The following is a 21217-nucleotide window of genomic DNA, read 5'->3' as shown; positions in this document are numbered from 1 at the left end:
TTCCTGCCCTCGCCTGCCCCAAATCAGCGCGCGTATCGCATTAACAGCCGGAGACTTAAGCGCTTTCCGGGTTCATAGAAGACGAGCCATCCAAACGAGATTGCAAACAGGCTGGGATTAGGCACTCCCGTGAATTGCGTCATTTTTGCAACAACGCCGGTTTTCGAGTAGCACACATATAGTTCCATCCCCTTAGTATCTTGCCAAATCACCGAAGCAGGTTCAGGAAATAGTTCGCGAAGCTTATTACTTCGCACCTACTGATAGGGAACATGAACGGGATGGGGTTGGGCACGTCGTTTCTCGGCGCGATATCTCATGCCCAATCAAGAAAGATTGGAGTTATTATGAACATCAAGAGCCTTCTTCTCGGCTCCGCTGCTGCTCTGGCAGCAGTATCCGGTGCTCACGCTGCTGACGCTATCGTAGCAGCTGAGCCCGAGCCGCTGGAATACGTCCGTATCTGCGACGCATACGGCGCTGGCTACTTCTTCATCCCGGGCACCGAAACCTGCCTCAAGATCGGCGGTAAGGTTCGTACGGAAGGTGAATGGTACAACGCTTACAACCGCGACAGCCATCAGGGCACGCTCTGGCACACCCGTGCCGAGTTGAACGTCGACACCGCGACCGACACGGAGTACGGTCCGCTGAAGACCGAAACCATCGTTCGTTGGGACTGGAACGACGGCGGCTCCACTTCCACCAACCTGCTGTGGTCCTACATCAGCCTCGGCGGCTTCACCGTTGGTAAGAAGGACTCGCAGTACAACCTGTACATCGGTTACGCCGGCGACGTCATCAACGACGACGTGATCTATGACGGCCCGTACGAACTCAACCAGTTGACCTATGAATATGATGCAGGCAACGGGTTCTCGGCTGTGATCTCACTCGAAGACAGCAACTCCGCCTCGGACGGTACGGCGTCGTATGGCGCCAGCTGGTGGACGGACGACAAGTCCAACCACTACGCTCCTGACGTTGTCGCCGGTGCCGGCTTCAAGTCCGGTGCATGGGGCTTCAAGGTCGTTGGCGGTTACGACTCGATCGTCGAAGAAGGCGCCATCAAGGCTCGCGTCGATGCTGACTTCGGCGCATTCACGGCCTTCTTGATGGGCGGCTGGAACACCGACGGCGACAAGCTCAACAAGTACGCAGGCACCAACCAGGACGTCTCGGCTTGTACGGCACCGAACGGTACCGTCAATGCATCGAAGTGCGGCTGGGGTGACTGGGCTGTCTGGGGCGGCGTTGGCGTTCCGTTCAACGACAAGCTGAAGTGGAACCTCCAGCTCGCCTACAGCGACTCGAAGATCTTCGAAGCAACCACGAACCTGAAGTTCAACCCGGTTAAGAACCTCCTGGTCGAGCCGGAACTGACCTACGTTCACTATGACTATGCCCACGACGACACCGTTTCGGGCATCCTGCGCTTCGAACGCAACTTCTAACCTGATCAGACTTGACCTCCGATCAGAGAAGGAAGGGGACCGGCTTTCCCTGCCGGCCCCCTTTTTTGTTGTAGCACCCGCAATCAGCGGCTCCTCCTGCGACCAATACGCGTGTCATAAGGATCTCCAGTCAACGAAAAGGGGAACCTAGTCGCTGCCCTGGCGTTTAGCGATGAAAGGGACATGGCTGAATACAGGAGTTAGCATCTTGAAACACCACCTTGCCTCACTCGCCTTGAGCGTGACGCTGGCCATAGGCTCCGCGCTACCCGCCGCCCTGCCTGCAATGGCCGCGCCGCCGAGCAATCCATCCATATCGCGCGCTTCTGATGTTATCCTTGTGCAAGAGCGTGGATCACGCCGATGGGGCGATGACGACCGTCCCCGCTGGCGCGATCGCGATCGCCGTCATTGGCATGGTGACCGCGGCTGGGATCGCCGCCGTCATTGGGATGACAGATGGCGGGACGACCGTCGCTATCATCATCGCCGACATGGCAGCGTGATATTCGAGATTCGCCCCTAGTGTACCAGCGCTGCAAGCAGTTGGCATATCGCAGCTGATGTGCCGGCTGCCAAACTCACGCTAAACGCGGGCAGCGGGTTACTTCGAGATATAACGCAAACGATACGGCCGCCACCGGAACTCCGGCAGCGGCCGTTTGGGTTTAAGAGGAACCTGCGCCGGTCCCTAAGTCTTCCGATCAGCGGCAGACGCGCACGTGGCGTACAACCCAGCGTCCATGAACCTTGCGCTTTACCTTCTTCACATGGCAGTGATGATGATAGTGGTGATGACGATGATGATGCATCGGAGCGGCCTCGGATGGCACGCTGAAGACAAAGACCGACGCCACAGCTACTGCAGAAGCAAGAATCAGGTTTTTCATGTCGAACCTCTAAAGCATTGGGGACTATGCTGCGCGGATCGCGCATTACGTTCATGCGCCGCATCGCATTACCGACACATGAACATGCTCTCACATTCACGAGAGCAACCATACCTTGAACTAATTTTTTCAGAAATACCACATATATCCACCCGGGAGCCGCCTCCGCGGGCTCTCGAAAAGCGCCGATGCATCATCTTGGCACGATCTCATTAGCCCGCTACCATTCGCCGTCCCATGCGAAGAAAGGTGCAGCACAAGATATTGTTATTGCACCGCAAAAAGTCTGAATGAGTCAGGCGCTCGATTTTCAGTCGTCCACCGAACGAAGGGGCAGCAGGCGCCGAATACGTTCATCGCGAAGATAAAGACCACCCCACGCCATGACACCGAGCAATAAACTTATAAGTTGCGGAGGCGACCCGATTTCTCCGAGACGGAAATGGGCGCAAATTGCACCGCCGAAGAACCCGGTCGCGAGGATCGCTCCAAGGACGGCCGTGCGTGGAATTGCGTAGAGAATGACACAGACGAGGATGATCAGACCCACCACCGTAGCCAGATTGGCGGGAAAGCCCGTCTCCTCCATCTGCGCACTGATCAATGCCGGCGCAAACAGATCAACGGCCCCATCGGCCACCAATGCAAGAATCACAATTGCGCTAAGAACCCATCCCAGCGCCACTCCACCACGAAAGCTCGCATTCTCGGCCATCTTATCCCCCAATGCGCCAGATTTGGCCCACATCCCCGATTGCCCACCGGCATTGACGCTTGCAGACGCCGGCAATCTGGCATGAATGGGAAAGACCGGTCAACGAAGATACCGCTGTCGAACCAGACGAGCCTCGGCCGAACTCAGTGCCACGAGGCATGCGCAATAAAACTGCCAAAATGTGCTGCTATAAGCTTGGCCGCACTCATTAGCTTTGAGAATTAGGGATACAGGATTATCGGGCGAGCTGGCCCCGATATCAGCTTCAATTCTGTAGAAGAAGAGTGGCTCCCCGGGCCGGATTCGAACCGGCGACCTGTCGATTAACAGTCGAATGCTCTACCGCTGAGCTACCAGGGAATGCGCTTGGCGCGGTGTGAGCGGGGTAATACAAATGCTTTCCCGATTTGCCAAGCGGTTTTTTCAAAAAAAATGCATTCTCTTGCATTATTTCCTCGCGCCACCATTTCCTGTGGATGACCGATCAAAGCGAAACGACAGCAAATGCCGATCGGAATGGCCGGAAAACCCGCCGTTTTGGCATTGATCCTTCGACCCGCGAGCTGGTTTTCGGCTCCGTGAGAATTCCCCTGCCCCGATCGCGCCTCGCCCGCCTCGGCGTGGGGATAGCGCTCATTTTCGGCGGATTGCTCGGCTTCCTGCCGGTGCTCGGCTTCTGGATGCTGCCGTTGGGTTTCATCGTGCTCTCGCACGACATGCCTACGGTGCGTCGCTGGCGCCGCCGTTTCGCCGTTTGGTGGACGCGAAAACGCCGCCCGGCGAACTAACTCTTTTATCCTATCCCGCACGAACGGGACGAGCCGGATTGCCGACCACAGTCGCACCGGCGGCAACATCCCTGGTGACGACCGCGCCGGCGCCGATGATCGCGCCGTCCCCCACTGACACACCGCCGACGAGGATCGCGCCGCCGCCGATCCAGACGCTTCTGCCGATCGTCACCGGCCGGGCGACTTCAAGACCTGCCCCGCGCAATTCGGCATCCCTATGATGTTCGGCGCAATAGATATGGACGCCCGGTCCCAGCATGCTGCCGTCACCGATGCGGACACTGGCGCTGTCGAGGATCGTGCAGCCGGCATTCATATAAACCCGGCGGCCGAGCGAGATGTTAATGCCGTAGGAGCAGTGAAACGGCGCCTCTATAAAGACGCCTTCGCCGATATCGTTAAAGAGAGCAGATAAGGCCGGTGCGAGATGGCCGCGTTCGGACGGCGGCATTATGTTATGCGCATGCACAGCTTCGCGCGCCCGCCAGCGCAAGGCGTCGAGTTCGGGATCAAAACAGCAGTACCACTCTCCCGCTGCCATTTTCTGCCGCTCGCTGAGGCTCATGCTCCCACTCCTCCAATGCCTTCGGAATTTCCGGTCAGCAATCTTGCAACACGGTTGTAGGCACAGACAAGGAGGAGCATTGCGTCTTTTTGCAGATCAGCAATCGATGAGCAAACGCCTACCAACCACATCTCTTGATCAGCAAGATCTCAAGTACACGATCCCGCAAAGAGCGCTCCTCCGCAGACCCGCAACCCTTGTGAAAAAGCCCGCCAATGCGGGATTCTTGCCCACAACAAACTGTCACACAGCTTGTCTATAACCCGCGCTACCGCGGACTTGCGCAAGGCCACCGGTTCCGAGCTTTCAAAAAGGAAATAGGGATTATGTCGAAACTTAAAAACTTCATTTCGGCTGCTACTGCCGGCGTCATGAGCGTCGCTCTGGCGATGCCGGCCGCTGCTGCTCCGACCAAGTTCGATTTCTGGTTTGGCCTTTCAGGCGACTTGGAACGCGTCGTACAGACGCTCTGCAAGAACTTCAACGATTCCCAGAAGGATTACGAAGTCTCCTGCGTCAGCCAGGGCAATTACGACGCCGCGCTGCAGAACACCATTGCCGCCTTCCGCGCCAACAAGCAGCCGACGATCGTCCAGGTCTATGACGTCGGCACCGCCACCATGATGCTTTCGGGTGCCTACTACCCGGTCAGCAAGCTGATGTCCGAGAACGGCTACAAAGTTAAGTGGGACGACTATTTCCCGGGTATCGCCCGCTACTACGCCACCTCCAAGGGCGAACTGCTTTCCTTCCCGTTCAATTCTTCGACCGCCCTGCTCTACTGGAACAAGGACGCCTTCGCCAAGATCGGCAAGACCGCCGCTCCGAAGACCTGGGAAGAAGCTGCCGAAGACATGAAGGCGCTCAAGGGCGCAGGCTATGATTGCCCGATGGCGATCAACATCTCCGGCAATGAAAGCTGGCAGCTGATGGAACAGTTCTCTGCAATCCACGACCAGCCGGTTGCCACGAAGAACAACGGCTATGATGGCCTCGACGCCCGCCTGACCGTCAACAAGACGAAGTTCGTCAAGTACGTAACGGATCTCAAGAGCTGGTACGACCAGGGCCTCATCAAGATCAAGTCCAAGGACCTCGGCCAGGACATGGTTCAGGCCTTCGCCGCCGGCGATTGCCAGATGATCATGACCTCGGTCGGCGACCACGGTACGGTCGGCAAGACGCAGAAGACCGGCATGAACTGGGATGTTGCCGAGCTCCCGGTCTACGCCGGCACCGAGCGCAAGAATTCGCTCGTCGGCGGCGCGTCGCTCTGGGTTCTCTCCGGCAAGTCGGCTGACGAATACAAGGGCGCTGCGGCGTTCCTGAACTTCATCGCCAAGCCCGAGACCGCTCTCTTCTGGTCGACCAACACCGGCTACATCCCGGTTACGAAGTCCGGCTTCGAATTCATGAAATCCTCCGGTTTCTACGACAAGGCTCCTTACAAGGGCCGCGAAGTCGCTATCGCCAGCCTGACCGCTTCCGAGCCGACCGCGATCACCCGTGGCATCCGCCTCGGCAGCTTCACGCAGATCCGCGCCGAGTTCGGCAACCAGATGCAGGCCATCTTCGCCAACAAGGTCAGCGTCCAGGAAGGCATCGACAACCTCGTCAAGAACGGCAACGCCGTGCTCGAGCGCTTCGAAGCCACCTACAAGGGCAAGCAGCTGCCGTAAGCGCAACGCTCATAACAGATTAGCGTCCGCCGGGGTTTCCCGGCGGACGTTCGTTATGAGGGCTAGCGTGGCATCGAGATATCAAGCCGGTAGAGACAATGGAAAAGCGAGTAACTTTCAACAAATGGAGCGTCGGCATCCTGTTCGCAGTGCCGCAATTGCTTCTCATCTTCACCTTTTTCTATTGGCCGGCCGGTCAGGCGGTCTTCTGGTCGCTGACGTTGCAGCAGCCCTGGGGCGGCGGCAATATCTGGGTCGGGCTCGATAATTTCAAATCCATTCTCGCCAGTTCCGATTACTGGAACTCGGTCACGATCAGCATCATCTTCGCTGCTATCAGCACAAGTATTTCCATGGCGGGCGGGCTCATCCTTGCGGCCCTGACCGATCGGCAGCTGCGCGGCTCGAAAATCTACCGCGTGGTCTTGATCTGGCCTTACGGTATTGCGGCACCCGCATCGGCGATGGCCTTCCGCTTCATCCTGGCGCCAGAAGCGGGACTCATGGCCGTGGTCAATCAGTGGTGGCCGGGATTCTGGGACCCGGGTCTTGACGGCAACGCCGCCATGGCCTGCATCATCGCCGCCTTCTCGTGGAAATATATCGGTTACAGCTTCATCTTCTTCCTCGCCGCTTTCCAAGCCATTCCACGTGCGCTGATCGAGGCATCCGCCATGGACGGCTCCGGCGTGCTCCGCCGGTTTTGGGACATCCAGTTCCCGTTGATTACGCCAACGATCTTCTTCCTGCTCGTCATCAATATCACCGAAAGCTTCCAGGATTCATTCGGCATCGTCGACATCATGACATCGGGCGGCCCGCACAACTCGACCAACCTCATGGTCTACAAGATTTATTCGGACGGCTTCAAAGGTCTCGATTTTTCCGGTGCGGCCGCACAGAGCATTATCCTCATGCTGCTGATCGTCCTGCTTACCATCTTCCAGTTCCGCTTCATCGAGAAGCGCGTGCATTACCGTTGAGGCTGACATGGTCGAGCGCACACCCATTCTCAATTTCTTTACCCACCTGATCCTGCTTCTTGGCTTCATCGTCGCCGTGGGCCCGCTGGCTATCGTCGCCATTGCCGCATCGCATAACATCGCCGACGTCAATAAAGTGCCGATGTCGCTGATCCCCGGTTCGGATTTCTGGGTCAACATGAAGACGGCCTGGACGACCGCCGGTCTCGGCCCGAAGCTGCTGAACAGCCTGATCTTCGCCACCGGCGTTGCGGTGGGCAAGGTGCTCATTTCGGCGATAACGGCCTTTTCCCTGGTCTATTTCCGTTATCCCGGCCGCCATTTCATTTTCTGGCTGATCTTCATAACGCTCATGCTGCCGCTCGAAGTGCGTATCGTGCCGACCTATGCGGTCGCAGCGAACGTGCTGTCGCCCTTCCAGGGAATTCTCGACATCACCGGCATCACCTGGCTCATCGCAAAGCTTACGGGCATCGAAGTCTCGTTGAACCTCGGGCTGCTTAACTCCTCGATCGGCCTTATCCTGCCGCTGGTCGCGACGGCGACTGGCACCTTTCTTTACCGCCAGTTCTTCCTGACGATACCGGACGAGTTGGCCGAGGCCGCGCGCATGGACGGCGCCGGGGCATTGCGCTTCTTCGTCGACATCCTGCTGCCGCTGTCGCGCACCAATATGGCCGCCCTCGGTACCATCATGTTCCTCTGGGCCTGGAACCAGTATCTGTGGCCATTGTTGGTGACCACCGATCCCACCCACATAACGGCTGTTCACGAACTCAAGTCGCTCATCCCGAATTTTGGCGGCCTTCCGGAGTGGCATATAGCTATGGCCGGCACGCTGATCATTATGATTCCGCCGCTTGCCGTTGTCGTGCTGATGCAGCGTTGGGTCGTTCGCGGCATGATCGCTACGGAGAAGTAATCTCGTTTCCTGCCGCGCCGCATTTGGCGCCGCGGCAGTCCCCTGCGATCGAGTATTTATCCGCATCGTGCCGGAATATCCCTGCGCAAACCCAACTTCACTTAAATTCAGTCGACCTGCGACACACAAAAAACCCGGAAGTCGGGAAAACTTCCGGGCTCACCCACTGAAAACTTATGTTTGAAATCAGCTCGCCAACACTTTGAGCGGCGTGACCGAAGCAATGGCGTCGAGCCGCAGCCCGGTATCCTGGGCAAATAGATGCGTGTGCTGCTGCGGCAGTTCCAGCGCCACGGACTGACCGGTCTGGCCTGTTGTATGATCGGCAACGGCGACGGCGAAGCTCGAACCGTTGATATCGCAATGGATGACACGGCCGGCGCCGAGTTCTTCGACGAAATCGACCGTTGCCGGGATAGCGCCAGGCGTGCCGGCAGGAACGAGGCGCACATGTTCGGGGCGGATGCCGAGGGCAACAGGCTGGCCGGCATGGCGCTTGCCGATATTGGCATCGATGGCGATCGGAAGACCGTCGAAGATGAATTGCTCGCCATTGGCCGCGAAGGTGCCCTCCAGGAAATTCATGGCCGGAGAGCCGATGAAAGAGCCGACAAAGCGCGTGCGCGGCGTATTATAGATCTCAAGCGGCGTGCCGACCTGCTCGACATTGCCCTTGTACATGACGACGAGCTTGTCGGCGAGCGTCATGGCTTCGACCTGATCGTGCGTCACGAAGACCGATGTAGCCGACAGGCGCTTGTGCAGGCGGCGGATTTCGACCCGCATCTGCACGCGCAGCTTGGCATCGAGATTGGAAAGCGGTTCGTCGAAGAGGAAGACCTTCGGCTCGCGGATGATGGCACGGCCCATGGCGACGCGCTGGCGCTGACCGCCGGAGAGTTCGGCCGGCTTGCGGGCGAGGAAATCCTCGAGGCCGACGATCTTGGCGGTTTCCTTGATGCGGCGATCACGCTCTGCACGCGGCACGCCGGCAACCTTGAGCGCATAGCCCATGTTGGCGGCGACATCCATGTGCGGATAGAGCGCGTAGTTCTGGAAGACCATGGCGCAGCCGCGCTCGCGCGGCTCGAGCTGGTTGACAACCTTGCCGTCAATGATGATCTCGCCCGAGGTGATGTCCTCAAGGCCGGCGATCATGCGCAGCAGCGTGGACTTGCCGCAGCCGGAGGGTCCGAGGATGACGACAAATTCGCCCGATCGGAAATTCAGGTCGACGCCATGAACGACCGGGTTGCGTCCATAGGCCTTACGAACTTGTTCGATCCGGATTTCCGCCATTTTAATCTTCCCCGCCTGTCCATTTTCGGCACGTCAATCGGGTGGACTGCTAGCGAATTTGCATTACAGAACAGTGACAAGCATTCCTTATATCATAAACGGCATCCAGTTTTCCTTACGAGAGTTGCGTGTGGCATCCGCTTATGTAACGCGCGGTAGCGAAACCATTTGACGGCTGGCACCGTATAAGGGTTTCGGCCCTTATAAGAGCATGCGAGACGCAACAGAGGATGAGCGATCGGCCGGGACCATGACGACATCGACAAAAGAGCCGAACCCCATTCTTCTATGGTTTCGAAAGGATCTCCGCCTCGACGACAACCACGCGTTACAGGCGGCGGCAACATCGGGCCGTGCGGTAATTCCCGTCTATATTCGCGAGCCGGATGCAACGGAGCGTGGCCCGCTTGGCGGAGCACAGGAATGGTGGCTGCATCATTCGCTCACGGCCCTCCAAACCGCCCTCGATGGCCTCGGGAGCAGGCTTATCCTCCGCCAGGGCAATGCGCTGACGGTGCTTGAAAAACTTATTGAGGAAACCGAGGCTGAAGCCGTCGTCTGGAACCGTCGATACGATCCGGCGGGGATCGACGTGGACATCCAAATCAAGAAGGCGTTGCGGAGCAAGGGCATCGAGGCCAACAGCTTTGCCGGCCAGCTGCTGCATGAACCGACACGCCTGCGCACGGGCGCAGGTGACCATTACAAGACTTACACGCCCTTCTGGCGTGCCTTCGAGCAATCCGGCGAGCCGCCGTTTCCGATAGAAGCGCCCACAAAGCTCCTCGCACCCGGCCAGTGGCCCCAATCGGACACGCTCGCCTCTTGGTCGCTGCGGCCCACCAAGCCGAACTGGGCATCAGAATTTCCGGACATATGGAAGCCGGGCGAAGCCGCGGCGCAAGAGAAGGTGAAGGACTTCATCGATGGCGCTATCGATGATTATGCGGTCGGCCGCGATTTTCCGGACAGACCGGCAACCTCCCTGCTCTCGCCGCATCTGGCGCTCGGAGAGATTTCGCCTGCCCGTATCTGGCATGCGACGCGCGGACTGCCCGACAATATCGCCAAGGACAACGTCGTCCGCTTCCGCAAGGAGCTGGTCTGGCGCGAATTCTGTTATCATCAGCTCTTTCATTTCCCGAAACTCAGGACGGAAAACTGGAACGATCGCTACGACGACTTCCCTTGGCTTACCGATGCCAAACTGCTGAGAAGCTGGCAGCGCGGGCAAACCGGTTATCCGATCGTCGATGCCGGCATGCGGCAGCTTTGGCGCCATGGCTGGATGCATAATCGCGTCCGCATGATCACCGCTTCCTTCCTGATCAAGGATCTGCTGATCGACTGGCGTGACGGCGAAGCCTGGTTTCGCGATACGCTCGTCGATGCCGATCCGGCCGCCAACACGGCAAACTGGCAGTGGGTTGCAGGCTCGGGCGCCGATGCCTCGCCCTTCTTCCGCATCTTCAATCCGGTGCTGCAAGGCGAGAAATTCGATCCGGATGGCGGCTATGTCAGGACCTTCGTGCCGGAGCTTTCCAAGCTCGACAGCACATATATCCATCGGCCATTTGAAGCGCCTGGTGACGTGCTCAAGCGTGCGGGCGTAGAACTTGGCAAACACTACCCCCATCCCATCGTCGATCATGCCACGGCACGGCAGCGTGCGCTCGCCGCCCACGCATCGCTTAAAGATGATGGATAGGCGCTATTCGGCCGGATGCGCGGTTATGCGCGGCCCGACCGATCCGCGCTTGCTGCCGCTCCCGAGAAAATACCTGAGCACCTTGAAATAGAGGCCGTAGGGCAGAAACTTCAACAGTTTTGCCCGATAGACCAGGCTCTTCGGGAAACTGATGTCGAAGGATGGGGATTTCAATCCGGCAGCGATCGCATCAGCCGCCTGCTGCGCCGACACGATATCAGGCATCACGAACTTGTTCTGCGCCGTCAATGGCGTGTCGACATAGCCTGGAGTGATGAGCTGGATGTGGATGCCCATCCGATCGAGCTCGAAATTCAAGCTTTCGGCCATGTTGATGAGTGCAGCCTTGCTGGCCCCATAAGCCGCACCGCCGGGCAGACCGCCATAACCGGCCACTGAGGATACGAGGGCAACCTGGCCATATCCCCGTGCCCGCATATGCCGCACCGCCGGAACGAGACAATTGACGACACCGTGAAGATTGACGGCAAAGCTGCGCTCGAACACTTCGTGATTGAGGTCTTCTCCCCGTGCCGGCAGATAAATGCCGGCATTTAAAACAGCCAGGGCAACAGGGCCATGCTGGTATTCGATGGCGGCGACAGTGTGCTCCATATCCTCCGTGTCGGATACATCGCCATCGAGCACGACGATGCTGCCGGCAAGCGCGCTGGCCTCTGCCTGCAGCGCCAGAAGCTTGTCGTGACTGCGAGCCGTAACGGCAACCTTATATCCTTCTTCAGCCAGTTTCAGCGCAAGCGCGCGGCCGATACCGGAACTGGCGCCGGTGATCCAGACCACTCCATGTTCAGGACGTGCGATGAACGGGCTCATGGCTCTTCTCCTTGGCTGGCGGCCGCCTACATCAAACGCTTTCAACAGCGACCGTCGTGGCATTTTAGAAATAGCGTATCATTGTGGCCGCTTTCGGCCAGACTGGCGGCTTCATCAGGAAAACAATGTCACCAATTGGAGACTGCGGAGTTGGATGAAAGAGAGAGGCCAAGAGGCCTGCCAAGTCGAATTTTGCGGGGCAAACGAGTAGCAAGGAACAGAATTTCTTGCCTATGCCGCCTTGTGAAGGGAAAAGACCGTTCTTACAGTAGTTGCGAACAGAAGGCAGATTCCAATGACCGTCCATCCCTCCGTCCTCGAAGCAATTGGCAATACGCCGTTGATTAAGCTCAAGGGCGCCTCCGAGGCGACGGGCTCGACCATTCTCGGCAAGGCCGAGTTTTTGAATCCCGGCCAATCGGTGAAGGATCGCGCCGCGCTCTATATCATTCGCGATGCTGAGAAAAAAGGTCTGCTGAGACCCGGTGGGGTGATCGTCGAGGGCACGGCCGGCAACACCGGCATCGGCCTGACGCTGGTTGCCAAAGCTCTCGGCTATCGCACCGTCATCGTCATTCCGGAAACGCAGAGCCAGGAAAAGAAGGACGCGCTGAAGCTGCTCGGCGCCGAGTTGGTCGAAGTTCCGGCCGTCCCTTACAAGAACCCGAACAACTATGTGAAGGTTTCGGGCCGGCTGGCCGAACAGCTGGCAAAGACCGAGCCGAACGGCGCGATCTGGGCAAACCAGTTCGACAATGTCGCCAACCGTCAAGCACATATCGAGACGACCGCCAAGGAAATCTGGGCCGACACCAACGGCAAGATCGACGGCTTTATCTGCTCGGTCGGCTCCGGCGGTACGCTGGCGGGCGTCGCCATGGGGCTGCATGCCTTCAACAAGGACATCAAGATCGGCATCGCCGATCCGGAAGGCGCGGCCCTTTATGAATTCTACAAGAACGGCGAGCTGAAATCCTCCGGCTCCTCAATCACCGAAGGCATCGGCCAGGGCCGCATTACGACGAACCTGGAAGGTTTTACGCCCGATTTCGCCTATCAGGTTACCGATGCCGAAGCGCTTCCTTACGTCTTCGATCTGGTCGAACACGAGGGCCTGTGCCTCGGCGGCTCTACGGCCATCAATATTGCCGGGGCGGTTCGTCTCGCCAAGGATCTCGGTCCCGGACATACGATAGTGACAATCCTGTGTGATTACGGCAATCGCTATCAGTCCAAGCTCTTCAACCCGGACTTCCTGAAGTCGAAGGGCCTGCCGCTGCCGGGCTATTTGGAAAAACGGGCTGAAATCGCCGTCCCATACGAAACAACAGCGTGATCATATGACCGTCCATGCCCTCTATCGTGACGATTTCTATCTCTCGACCGCGGAAGCCGTCGTCACCGCAATCCACGAAGATGGGGGCATAGAGCTCGATCAGACCTGCTTCTACGCCACCTCCGGCGGTCAGCCGGGCGATACTGGTTTCCTGGAGCGCGGCGACGGCTCGAGGATCATGCTCGCTCAAACGAAGCATGGACCGATCAAGGACATCATTATTCATGTCCCGCTCGAAAATCAGCCCTTGCCCATCGTCGGTGAGAGGCTGGTGCTGCATATCGACTGGGCGCGGCGCTATAAGCTGATGCGCATGCATACGGCCTGCCATCTCCTCTCGGTGGTCTGCCCCTATCCGATCACCGGCGCGGCGGTCGGCGAGGATGAGAGCCGGGTCGATTTCGACATGAGCGAGACGATCGACAAGGACGAGGTGACGGCGAAAATGATGGCGCTCGTCAACGAGAACCACCCCGTCTTCGTCCGCTGGATCACGGATGAGGAGCTGATTGCCAATCCGGGCATCGTCAAATCCAAGAATGTGCGCCCGCCGATGGGCCTTGGCCGTGTCAGCCTCGTTTGTATCGGCGAGGATTCGGCCATCGACAGCCAGCCTTGCGGCGGCACGCACGTGTCGGAGACGCAGGAAGTCGGCGCTATCCACATCGCCAAGATCGAGAAGAAGGGCAAGGAAAACCGGCGCTTCCGCATTCGTTTCGGCGCGCCGATCGACGAGAATTGACCGGGCAAGCGCCTATATCTCGATATCAAGACCAATAAACCATAGCAGGGAGTGATCATCATGGCAGCGGACAAGAGCCGTTTCGTCGTATCCGCCGACTGGCTGCAGGGCGAGCTGGGTGCCAAGGACCTTCGCATCCTCGATGCATCCTTCTATCTGCCGGCCCAGAAGCGCGACGCCGACGCCGAATATGCCAGCGGCCATATTCCCGGCGCCATCCGCTTCGATCAGGACAAGATCGCAGATCATTCGACCGGCCTGCCGCATATGGTTCCCTCGCCCGAATTCTTCGCATCAGAAGTCGGCAAGCTCGGCATCAGCGAGAGCGATCGTATCGTTATCTATGACGGTCCAGGCCTGTTTGCTTCGCCGCGCGTCTGGTGGCTGTTCCACATCGTCATGGGTGCGCCAAACGTCTTCGTGCTCGACGGCGGCCTGGATGGCTGGAAGGCCGAAGGGCGGCCGCTGGAGACGGCAACGCCTAGCTTCGCGCCCGCAACGTTCAAGCCTAAATTCAACGGCAGCCGCGTCGTTTCGCTCGAGGAAATGCGAGAAATCGTCGAAAGTCGTTCGCTGCAGATCGCCGATGCCCGCAGTGGCGGGCGCTTTGCCGCGACTGAGCCGGAGCCGCGCGAAGGCATGCGCTCCGGCCATATGCCAGGCGCGAGAAGCCTGCCATCCGGCGTCTTTGCCACGAATGGCAAGTTCAAGTCGCTGCCTGAATTGAGGGAAACCATCGAGAAGGCCGGCATCGATCTCGACAAGCCTGTGGTGACGACCTGCGGCTCAGGCATTACCGCCGCCATCATCACGCTGGCGCTCGAATCTCTCGATCACGGCAACAACAAGCTCTATGACGGCTCCTGGTCGGAATGGGGCAGCCGGGCGGATACGCCCATCGTCACCGGTCAAGATTGAGCCTCATAGCCGTGAAGACGCCCTCCTCCATCAAGGTTCACATCACCCGTCTGGAAATGACTGCGCCGCCCAAGGCCAGCCTGCCGGTGCCGGTCAATATCCAGACCGCGATCATGCGGGCGCCTGGCATCCCGCTGCCCTTCTACCGCTATCTCTATCGCCAGGTGGGCGCCCGGTGGCATTGGGTGGAGCGTCTGCGCCTCTCCGACGAGCAGCTGACGGCTGTTCTTCACGATCAGCGCAACGATATCAGCGTACTTTACGTCAACGGCGCGCCGGGTGGATTCTTCGAATATTTCCGCCAGGATGAGGAGACGATCGAACTCAGCCATTTCGGTCTCATCGAAAACGCACTCGGTCTCGGCATCGGCAAATGGTTTCTACTGCAGTCGCTCTACGCCATCTGGACGCTTAACCCGCAGCGCATCGTGACGACCACAAATAATCTCGATCATCCCAGAGCATTGCAGCTCTATCAGATGTTCGGATTCTCGCCGATTTCGACTGGCGAAGGTATCGTTCGGCCGTTGAGCGACAAGGAGCTGCTTGAGCTCGCCAAGAAGGGCTAGGGCGCTGAAGCCGCAGGAATCGGGTGGCTTCGCGCCTCGCACCGGCGCATCACATGGCAAATCTTGAAAGGAGCCTTGCCATGCCTTCCATCGCCTTTGCAGCCATGCCCACGTCCGACGCAGAACTTCTGTGGAACGGCGGCGCGGATGCCTACGGCCATCAACCCGAGACGATGATTTCCGATGGCTCTGGCCATCCTTGCCGCCATTGCCTGCGCAATATCGATGCCGGCGAAGAGCTGTTCGTCTTTGCCTATCGCCCCTTCCCGGAATTGCAGCCCTATGCGGAGACGGGTCCGATCTTCCTGCATAAGACGCCGTGCCAGCGCTACGAAGCCGAAGAAATCCTGCCGCCGGTGCTGACGACCAGCAAGGATTTCATCGTGCGCGGCTATGGGAAGAACGACCGCATTGTCTACGGAACTGGCGCCGTGACGCCGACCGGCGATATTCTAGCCTATGCGGCCTCACTGCTCGAACGTCCCGATATTGCCTATGTCCACGTCCGCTCAGCACGCAACAACTGCTATCAATGCCGGATCGATAAAATAGGAGCGCCGGCATACGCGGATGCCGGCGCCTCCATCTGACGTGCGCGCGATGGGCTTTACGCGACGTTCAGAATGCTTTCGGGTGCAACGGCCTCATAGCCGAGCGCTTCGGCTACCGGCCGGTTGGTGATGCGGCCCTTATGGACATTGAGGCCATTGCGGAGATGCTTATCTTCCGCGATGGCGCGCAGGCCACGATCGGCCAAAGCAAGCCCATGATAGATCGTTGCATTGTTCAAGGCATGCGCCGAGGTGACAGGAACCGCACCGGGCATGTTGGCGACACAGTAATGCACGACACCTTCGACCACATAGGTCGGGTCGGAATGCGTCGTCGCATGCGAGGTCTCGAAACAGCCGCCCTGGTCGATGGCGACGTCGACGATAACGGAACCCTGCTTCATGCCCGACAGCATTTCGCGCGTTACCAGCTTCGGCGCGGCGGCACCGGGGATCAGAACGGCACCGATGACGAGATCGGCGGAGAAGACCTCTTCCTCCAGCGCCTGAATGCTGGAATAGCGGGTATGGACGCGACCGTTGAAGATATCGTCAAGTTGGCGCAGGCGCGGCAGCGAACGATCGAGGATGCTGACGTCGGCACCGAGGCCGGCTGCCATCTTGGCCGCATGCAGACCGACGACGCCGCCGCCGATAATCGCCACCTTGGCCGGCAACACGCCGGGCACGCCACCGAGCAGGATGCCGAGGCCGCCATTGGCCTTCTGCAGAGCGGTTGCACCCGCCTGGATCGACAGGCGGCCGGCGACTTCGGACATCGGCGCCAGCAGCGGCAAGCCGCCGCGCTCGTCGGTTACGGTCTCATAGGCAACAGCGGTCACGCCCGAGGCGAGCAGGCCCTTGGTCTGTTCCGGATCAGGGGCCAGATGCAGATAGGTATAGAGAAGCTGGCCTTCGCGGAGCTGCGCCCATTCCGAGGGCTGCGGCTCCTTGACCTTTACGATCATGTCGCACTTCTCGAAAATATCCTTGGCGCTTGCGGCGATCTTCGCGCCGGCGGCAATGTAGGCATGATCGTCGGCGCCGATGCCGGCACCGGCCTTCGTCTCGACCCAGACTTCGTGGCCATGGGCAACGTATTCGCGAACGGATGCCGGCGTCAGCCCGACGCGGTACTCGTGGTTCTTGATTTCCTTGGGGCAGCCAACGCGCATTTCATTCCTCCTCGAATGCTTTTGCGTCTTTCATTTTCTCCAAGTGAAATCAGACCACCTCCGTCCCGCAATGTCCTTGCAAAGACGATTTGCACTGCAGTCATTTTTCGTGATTTATTGCGCAAATAGGAATTTCTTCGAAAGATCTTCGAATGTCCGACCTAGACGCCATAGATCATTCGATTCTGCGGATGCTGCAGCAGAACGCCCGAATCACCAATTCGGAACTGGCCGAGAAGGTCGGACTTTCGCCCTCGGCCTGTTCGCGGCGGCTCGACATCCTGGAAAAGAGCGGCGTCATCGACGGCTATCACGCGCATCTCTCGCACAAGGCGCTTGATTACAAAATGATCGCCTTCGTACACATCTCGCTGTCAGGTCAGTTCGCCAAGACGCTTTCGGAATTCGAAACCGCGGTGAAGCGCTGCCCCAACGTGCTCTCCTGCTACCTCATGTCGGGCGAATACGACTACATATTGCGCGTCGCCGCGCGGGATCTCGAAGACTACGAACGTATCCATCGCGACTGGCTCTCGGCCCTGCCCCACGTCGTGAAGATCAATTCCAGCTTCGCACTGCGCGAGATCATCGACCGGCCGAATGTCGGCTTGTGATCTTCGTCAGCACATATCCAGCAGCAATGCGCGATGATCGGACACTTCTGGCTCCGCGACAGGATCGAAACGGATGACCTCGACATTCGATGTCACGAGCATGTAGTCAGCAAAACGGGGCTGCTTCTTGTAATGCGAGGTGCGCGTGTCGTCATGTCCCCGTGAAGTGACGAGATCGGCGAGCCCCAGGCTGCCGAGGACTTCGAAGGTCTGGCTATCCGGCAACACATTGAAGTCACCGCAAACGACCAGCCGGTCGCCCTCTTGCCGAACCTGGCGAATGATCTCGACCAGCGCATGCGCCTGATGGCGCCGAGCCGGCGTATCGCCCTTGCCTTCCAGATCCCGCAGGCCGTGCATATGAGCAATGGTGACGGGGTAGCCGCGCTCATAATCGAAGAGGCGGATGCAATGAGCATTGCGGGAGCGCGGATGCGGTCCATAGCCATTAGCCGAAAATTCGCCGTGAACGAAACCGGCTGCCTGGCCGATGATCGGATAGGTCCTGCGCACGAAGGTTACCAGTCCGAATTCAGAGTCCAAGCGCGTGTCACCGTCGAAGAGATCGCCTCGCGCGACGGGAAGGAAGAAGGCATCGTAAGCCGGCAAAGCAGCCTTCAGCTCCTCGAAGAGGTTGGCGCGCTGCGGAAGCTCGATGTCATGATCGCGATAGACCAGCCATGGTGATTCCGCATCCTTCGTGCGAACCACCTCCTGCAGGCACAAAACATCCGCATCAACATCGACGAGATAGGGCATCAACGGCTCATGAAGCCGGCCGCCCCATGCATTCAACGAAACGATGCGCATGTTCTGCTCCCCAAATATTCACATTGCACGTCATGAAAGGGAACCCGGTCAAGTACCGATTCGGGACTCTCGATTACAATTTTAACGATTACACTAAGAATCCCACAATGCACACATGTTATCCAAAGGCTGAAAAAGATGCGCGGGCCGGGATAAGATCATGCAATTCTCCTCGAAATCTCTCGTCGAAAGCAATCTGAAAATCAAGACACGCGGCTCGCCGCGCCATCATGCGCGGCTCATGGGTCAGGTTCGATATTTCACCAAGCTCGTCGCCGGCCGCGTCGTCGACATTTCCACAAGCGGCATCGCGCTCGACCTGCAGGCGCCGCTCTACGCGGCGGCGGGCAGCAAGGTTCGCGTCGAGTGCGACGATATCGGCCTGCTGGACGGTTTCGTGCGCTGGACCCACAACGGCCGCATCGGCATCGAATTCGATCGCTCGTCCAATGCCTCGGCTAAGGTCGCCTCCTATTTCCGCTTTTTCCACAAGGACATAAAGCCGGTTCTCAAGCGCTGATCGAATGTCGGCACAAGCCGGCTACGATCCACAATAAGCCTGTCACATTCCTCGTGCACACCTTCGAAAATCGTCCTAATCTCCCTCGCCCGAGAGATGATCGACGGACCATAGCCCCATCGTTGAAGGAGTGTCTTATGTCTTCCATTCTGGATTTGCCCAGCATGTCGCGCCGTTCCCTGCTGCAAGGCCTCAGCGCGACCGCCGCACTGATCGTGCTGCATCCCTTCGCGGCCCGCGCAGCCGGTAACCAGGCACATCTGCGACTCATGGAAACGACCGACATTCACGTCAACGTCTTCCCCTACGACTACTATGCCGACAAGCCGAACGACACGATGGGCCTGACGCGCACCGCGACGATCATCGACAATATCCGCGCCGAAGCCACCAACTCGCTCCTGATCGACAACGGGGACGTGCTGCAGGGCAATCCGATGGGCGACTACATGGCCTATCAGCACGGCATGAAGGAGGGCGACGTCCATCCGGTGATCAAGGCGATGAACACGCTCGGCTATTCGGTCGGCACGCTCGGCAACCATGAATTCAACTATGGCCTTGATTTCATGTTCAAGGTACTGGCCGGCGCGAATTTCCCCTTCGTCTGCGCCAATCTGACCAAGGGCCAGCTGGCCTCGGACCCGACGAAGGACGATCTGTTCTTCAAGCCCTATCTGATCCTTGAAAAGAAGATCAAGGACGGCGCCGGCAATGAAAGCCCGATCAAGATCGGCTTCATCGGCTTCGTGCCGCCGCAGATCATGCTCTGGGACATCAAGAACCTTGAGGGCAAGGCGCAGACCCGCGATATCGTGGAAGCCGCCAAGGCCTGGGTGCCTGTCATGAAGGCCGAAGGCGCGGATATCATCATCGCGCTCTCGCATTCGGGTATCGACGGCAGCGGCCAGAGCGAGAAGATGGAGAACGCCTCACTCTATGTCGCCGCGGTCGACGGCATCGACGCCGTCTTCACCGGCCACCAGCATCTCGTCTTCCCCGGCCCGAAGACCTGGGATGGCATCAAGGATGCCGATCCGGCCAAGGGCACGTTGCATGGCAAGCCCGCCGTCATGGCCGGCTTCTGGGGCTCGCATCTCGGCCTCATCGACCTGCTGCTCGAAAAGGATGGCAAGAGCTGGAAGATCGTCGACTTCACCTCGGAAGCACGCCCGATCTACCATCGCGACGACAAGAAGAAGGTCATCGCTGACGTCACCGACAAGAAGGAAGTCGTCGAAGCCGCCAAGGCCGAGCATGAGGCGACGCTGACCTATGTCCGCACGCCCGTAGGCAAGACGTCTGCGCCGCTCTATTCCTACTTTGCGTTGGTCGCCGACGATCCCTCTGTGCAAATCGTCAGCCAGGCGCAGATCTGGTACATCAAGAACATATTGAAGGAGACGCAGTACAAGGACCTTCCGGTTCTTTCGGCGGCAGCCCCCTTCAAATGCGGCGGGCGCAACGGCGCCGACTATTATACGGACGTTCCCGCCGGCAATATCGCCATCAAGAACGTCGCCGACCTCTACCTCTATCCGAATACGGTTCAGGCGGTCGTCATCAATGGCGCGCAAGTCAAGAACTGGCTGGAAATGTCGGCCGCGATGTTCAACCAGGTGCAGCCGGGCGCCAAAGATGCGGATCTGATCAACAGCAGCTTCCCGTCCTACAACTTCGACGTCATCGACGGCGTCACCTATCAGATCGACCTCTCGCAGCCGCGCCGCTTCGGCGACGACGGCAAGGTTCTGAATGCCGATGCAAACCGCATCCAGAACCTGCAGTTCGATGGCAAGCCGATCGACCCCGCGCAGAAGTTCCTGGTCGTCACCAACAACTACCGCGCCGGCGGCGGCGGCAACTTCCCGGAAATCGCCGCGGACAAGGTCGTCTATCAGGCGCCGGATACCAACCGCGACGTCATCGTGCGCTATGTCCACGAGCAGGGCTCGATCAATCCGACCGCCGACGGCAACTGGACCTTCAAGCCCCTATCGGACACGACCGTACGGTTCCAGAGCTCGCCGAAGGCCAAGGATTTTCTCGATCAGGTCAAGAGCGTGAAAATCGAAGATGCCGGCGAAGGTGCCGACGGCTTCCGCAACTACCGGCTGGTGCTGTAATCACGAATGGTAGCGT

22 protein-coding genes and 1 tRNA gene are annotated in these 21217 nt (G+C 58.7%); 15 read left to right on the top strand and 8 right to left on the bottom strand.

Annotated elements, in window-relative coordinates:
* Positions 1 to 347 precede the first annotated feature (347 nt).
* Positions 348 to 1454 (top strand): porin, encoded by a 1107-nt coding sequence (locus tag PH558_RS14480; RefSeq protein WP_095434744.1) that lies wholly within the window; start codon positions 348 to 350, stop codon positions 1452 to 1454.
* Between the two features lie 371 nt (positions 1455 to 1825).
* Entirely contained in the window at positions 1826 to 1960 is a 135-nt protein-coding gene (locus PH558_RS14475) for a hypothetical protein (RefSeq protein ID WP_274538721.1), read from the top strand.
* Positions 1961 to 2158: 198 nt separating this feature from the next.
* Here PH558_RS14475 and PH558_RS14470 read toward each other — a convergent pair whose 3' ends face one another.
* From PH558_RS14470 to PH558_RS14460, 3 genes are all read right to left on the bottom strand, one after another.
* Positions 2159 to 2344: a hypothetical protein gene (locus PH558_RS14470; RefSeq protein WP_095434742.1), complete on the bottom strand. Its 186-nt coding sequence runs from the start codon at positions 2342 to 2344 to the stop codon at positions 2159 to 2161.
* Positions 2345 to 2654: 310 nt separating this feature from the next.
* Entirely contained in the window at positions 2655 to 3059 is a 405-nt protein-coding gene (locus PH558_RS14465; protein ID WP_095436264.1) for a DoxX family protein, read from the bottom strand.
* 285 nt (positions 3060 to 3344) lie between these two features.
* Positions 3345 to 3419 (bottom strand) — tRNA-Asn (locus PH558_RS14460).
* A gap of 116 nt (positions 3420 to 3535) precedes the next feature.
* Here PH558_RS14460 and PH558_RS14455 point away from each other — a divergent pair.
* Positions 3536 to 3847, top strand: coding sequence for a hypothetical protein (locus PH558_RS14455; protein ID WP_095434741.1), 312 nt, complete (start codon positions 3536 to 3538; stop codon positions 3845 to 3847).
* Between the two features lie 10 nt (positions 3848 to 3857).
* Here the strand turns inward: PH558_RS14455 and PH558_RS14450 are convergent, their stop codons facing one another.
* Positions 3858 to 4415, bottom strand: coding sequence for a sugar O-acetyltransferase (locus PH558_RS14450; RefSeq protein ID WP_095434740.1), 558 nt, complete (start codon positions 4413 to 4415; stop codon positions 3858 to 3860).
* 326 nt (positions 4416 to 4741) lie between these two features.
* On the opposite strand from PH558_RS14450, the gene PH558_RS14445 reads away from it, so the two are divergent.
* From PH558_RS14445 to PH558_RS14435, 3 genes are all read left to right on the top strand, one after another.
* Positions 4742 to 6094, top strand: coding sequence for an extracellular solute-binding protein (locus tag PH558_RS14445; RefSeq protein WP_285205068.1), 1353 nt, complete (start codon positions 4742 to 4744; stop codon positions 6092 to 6094).
* Positions 6095 to 6192: 98 nt separating this feature from the next.
* A complete protein-coding gene (locus PH558_RS14440; protein ID WP_095434738.1) occupies positions 6193 to 7077 on the top strand; it encodes a carbohydrate ABC transporter permease in 885 nt (294 codons plus the stop codon).
* A 7-nt stretch (positions 7078 to 7084) separates the two neighbouring features.
* On the top strand, positions 7085 to 7999 hold the full coding sequence (locus PH558_RS14435) for an ABC transporter permease subunit (RefSeq protein ID WP_285205067.1): 915 nt from the start codon (positions 7085 to 7087) through the stop codon (positions 7997 to 7999).
* 186 nt (positions 8000 to 8185) lie between these two features.
* On the opposite strand, the gene PH558_RS14430 is transcribed toward PH558_RS14435, so the two are convergent.
* On the bottom strand, positions 8186 to 9298 hold the full coding sequence (locus tag PH558_RS14430; RefSeq protein WP_285205066.1) for a sn-glycerol-3-phosphate import ATP-binding protein UgpC: 1113 nt from the start codon (positions 9296 to 9298) through the stop codon (positions 8186 to 8188).
* 250 nt (positions 9299 to 9548) lie between these two features.
* On the opposite strand from PH558_RS14430, the gene PH558_RS14425 reads away from it, so the two are divergent.
* On the top strand, positions 9549 to 11006 hold the full coding sequence (locus PH558_RS14425; protein WP_285205065.1) for a cryptochrome/photolyase family protein: 1458 nt from the start codon (positions 9549 to 9551) through the stop codon (positions 11004 to 11006).
* 3 nt (positions 11007 to 11009) lie between these two features.
* On the opposite strand, the gene PH558_RS14420 is transcribed toward PH558_RS14425, so the two are convergent.
* Entirely contained in the window at positions 11010 to 11840 is an 831-nt protein-coding gene (locus PH558_RS14420; RefSeq protein ID WP_095434734.1) for an SDR family NAD(P)-dependent oxidoreductase, read from the bottom strand.
* A gap of 295 nt (positions 11841 to 12135) precedes the next feature.
* Between PH558_RS14420 and PH558_RS14415 the strand changes: the two genes are divergently transcribed.
* The 5 genes from PH558_RS14415 to PH558_RS14395 all read left to right on the top strand — a co-directional run bounded on the left by PH558_RS14415 (position 12136) and on the right by PH558_RS14395 (position 15995).
* Positions 12136 to 13176, top strand: a complete 1041-nt coding sequence (locus PH558_RS14415) for a cysteine synthase A (protein WP_285205064.1) — start codon at positions 12136 to 12138, stop codon at positions 13174 to 13176.
* 4 nt (positions 13177 to 13180) lie between these two features.
* Positions 13181 to 13918, top strand: coding sequence for an alanyl-tRNA editing protein (locus tag PH558_RS14410; protein WP_285205063.1), 738 nt, complete (start codon positions 13181 to 13183; stop codon positions 13916 to 13918).
* A gap of 60 nt (positions 13919 to 13978) precedes the next feature.
* Positions 13979 to 14836 (top strand): 3-mercaptopyruvate sulfurtransferase, encoded by an 858-nt coding sequence (sseA, locus tag PH558_RS14405; protein WP_095434731.1) that lies wholly within the window; start codon positions 13979 to 13981, stop codon positions 14834 to 14836.
* Positions 14791 to 15405, top strand: a complete 615-nt coding sequence (locus PH558_RS14400; protein ID WP_095434730.1) for a GNAT family N-acetyltransferase — start codon at positions 14791 to 14793, stop codon at positions 15403 to 15405. The genes sseA and PH558_RS14400 overlap by 46 nt, the downstream gene beginning before the upstream one ends.
* An 80-nt stretch (positions 15406 to 15485) precedes the next feature.
* A complete protein-coding gene (locus PH558_RS14395) occupies positions 15486 to 15995 on the top strand; it encodes a DUF1203 domain-containing protein (protein ID WP_285205062.1) in 510 nt (169 codons plus the stop codon).
* A 17-nt stretch (positions 15996 to 16012) separates the two neighbouring features.
* Here the strand turns inward: PH558_RS14395 and ald are convergent, their stop codons facing one another.
* Positions 16013 to 17131, bottom strand: coding sequence for an alanine dehydrogenase (gene ald, locus PH558_RS14390; RefSeq protein ID WP_095434729.1), 1119 nt, complete (start codon positions 17129 to 17131; stop codon positions 16013 to 16015).
* Between the two features lie 152 nt (positions 17132 to 17283).
* Between ald and PH558_RS14385 the strand changes: the two genes are divergently transcribed.
* Positions 17284 to 17745, top strand: coding sequence for an Lrp/AsnC family transcriptional regulator (locus PH558_RS14385; RefSeq protein WP_069611942.1), 462 nt, complete (start codon positions 17284 to 17286; stop codon positions 17743 to 17745).
* A gap of 6 nt (positions 17746 to 17751) precedes the next feature.
* Here the strand turns inward: PH558_RS14385 and PH558_RS14380 are convergent, their stop codons facing one another.
* A complete protein-coding gene (locus tag PH558_RS14380) occupies positions 17752 to 18555 on the bottom strand; it encodes an endonuclease/exonuclease/phosphatase family protein (RefSeq protein ID WP_285205061.1) in 804 nt (267 codons plus the stop codon).
* 160 nt (positions 18556 to 18715) lie between these two features.
* Here PH558_RS14380 and PH558_RS14375 point away from each other — a divergent pair, with 160 nt between their 5' ends.
* Positions 18716 to 19075 carry a PilZ domain-containing protein gene (locus tag PH558_RS14375; RefSeq protein ID WP_285205060.1) on the top strand — a complete coding sequence of 120 codons (360 nt, stop codon included), beginning with the start codon at positions 18716 to 18718 and terminating at the stop codon, positions 19073 to 19075.
* Positions 19076 to 19212: 137 nt separating this feature from the next.
* Positions 19213 to 21201: a bifunctional 2',3'-cyclic-nucleotide 2'-phosphodiesterase/3'-nucleotidase gene (locus PH558_RS14370; RefSeq protein ID WP_285205059.1), complete on the top strand. Its 1989-nt coding sequence runs from the start codon at positions 19213 to 19215 to the stop codon at positions 21199 to 21201.
* The last annotated feature ends 16 nt before the right edge of the window (positions 21202 to 21217 follow it).

It is taken from the genome of Rhizobium pantanalense (assembly GCF_030182525.1).
Lineage (GTDB): Bacteria > Pseudomonadota > Alphaproteobacteria > Rhizobiales > Rhizobiaceae > Rhizobium.
The sequence above is the reverse complement of the archived record's forward strand: the minus strand, read 5'-3'. Positions and strand labels throughout refer to the sequence as shown.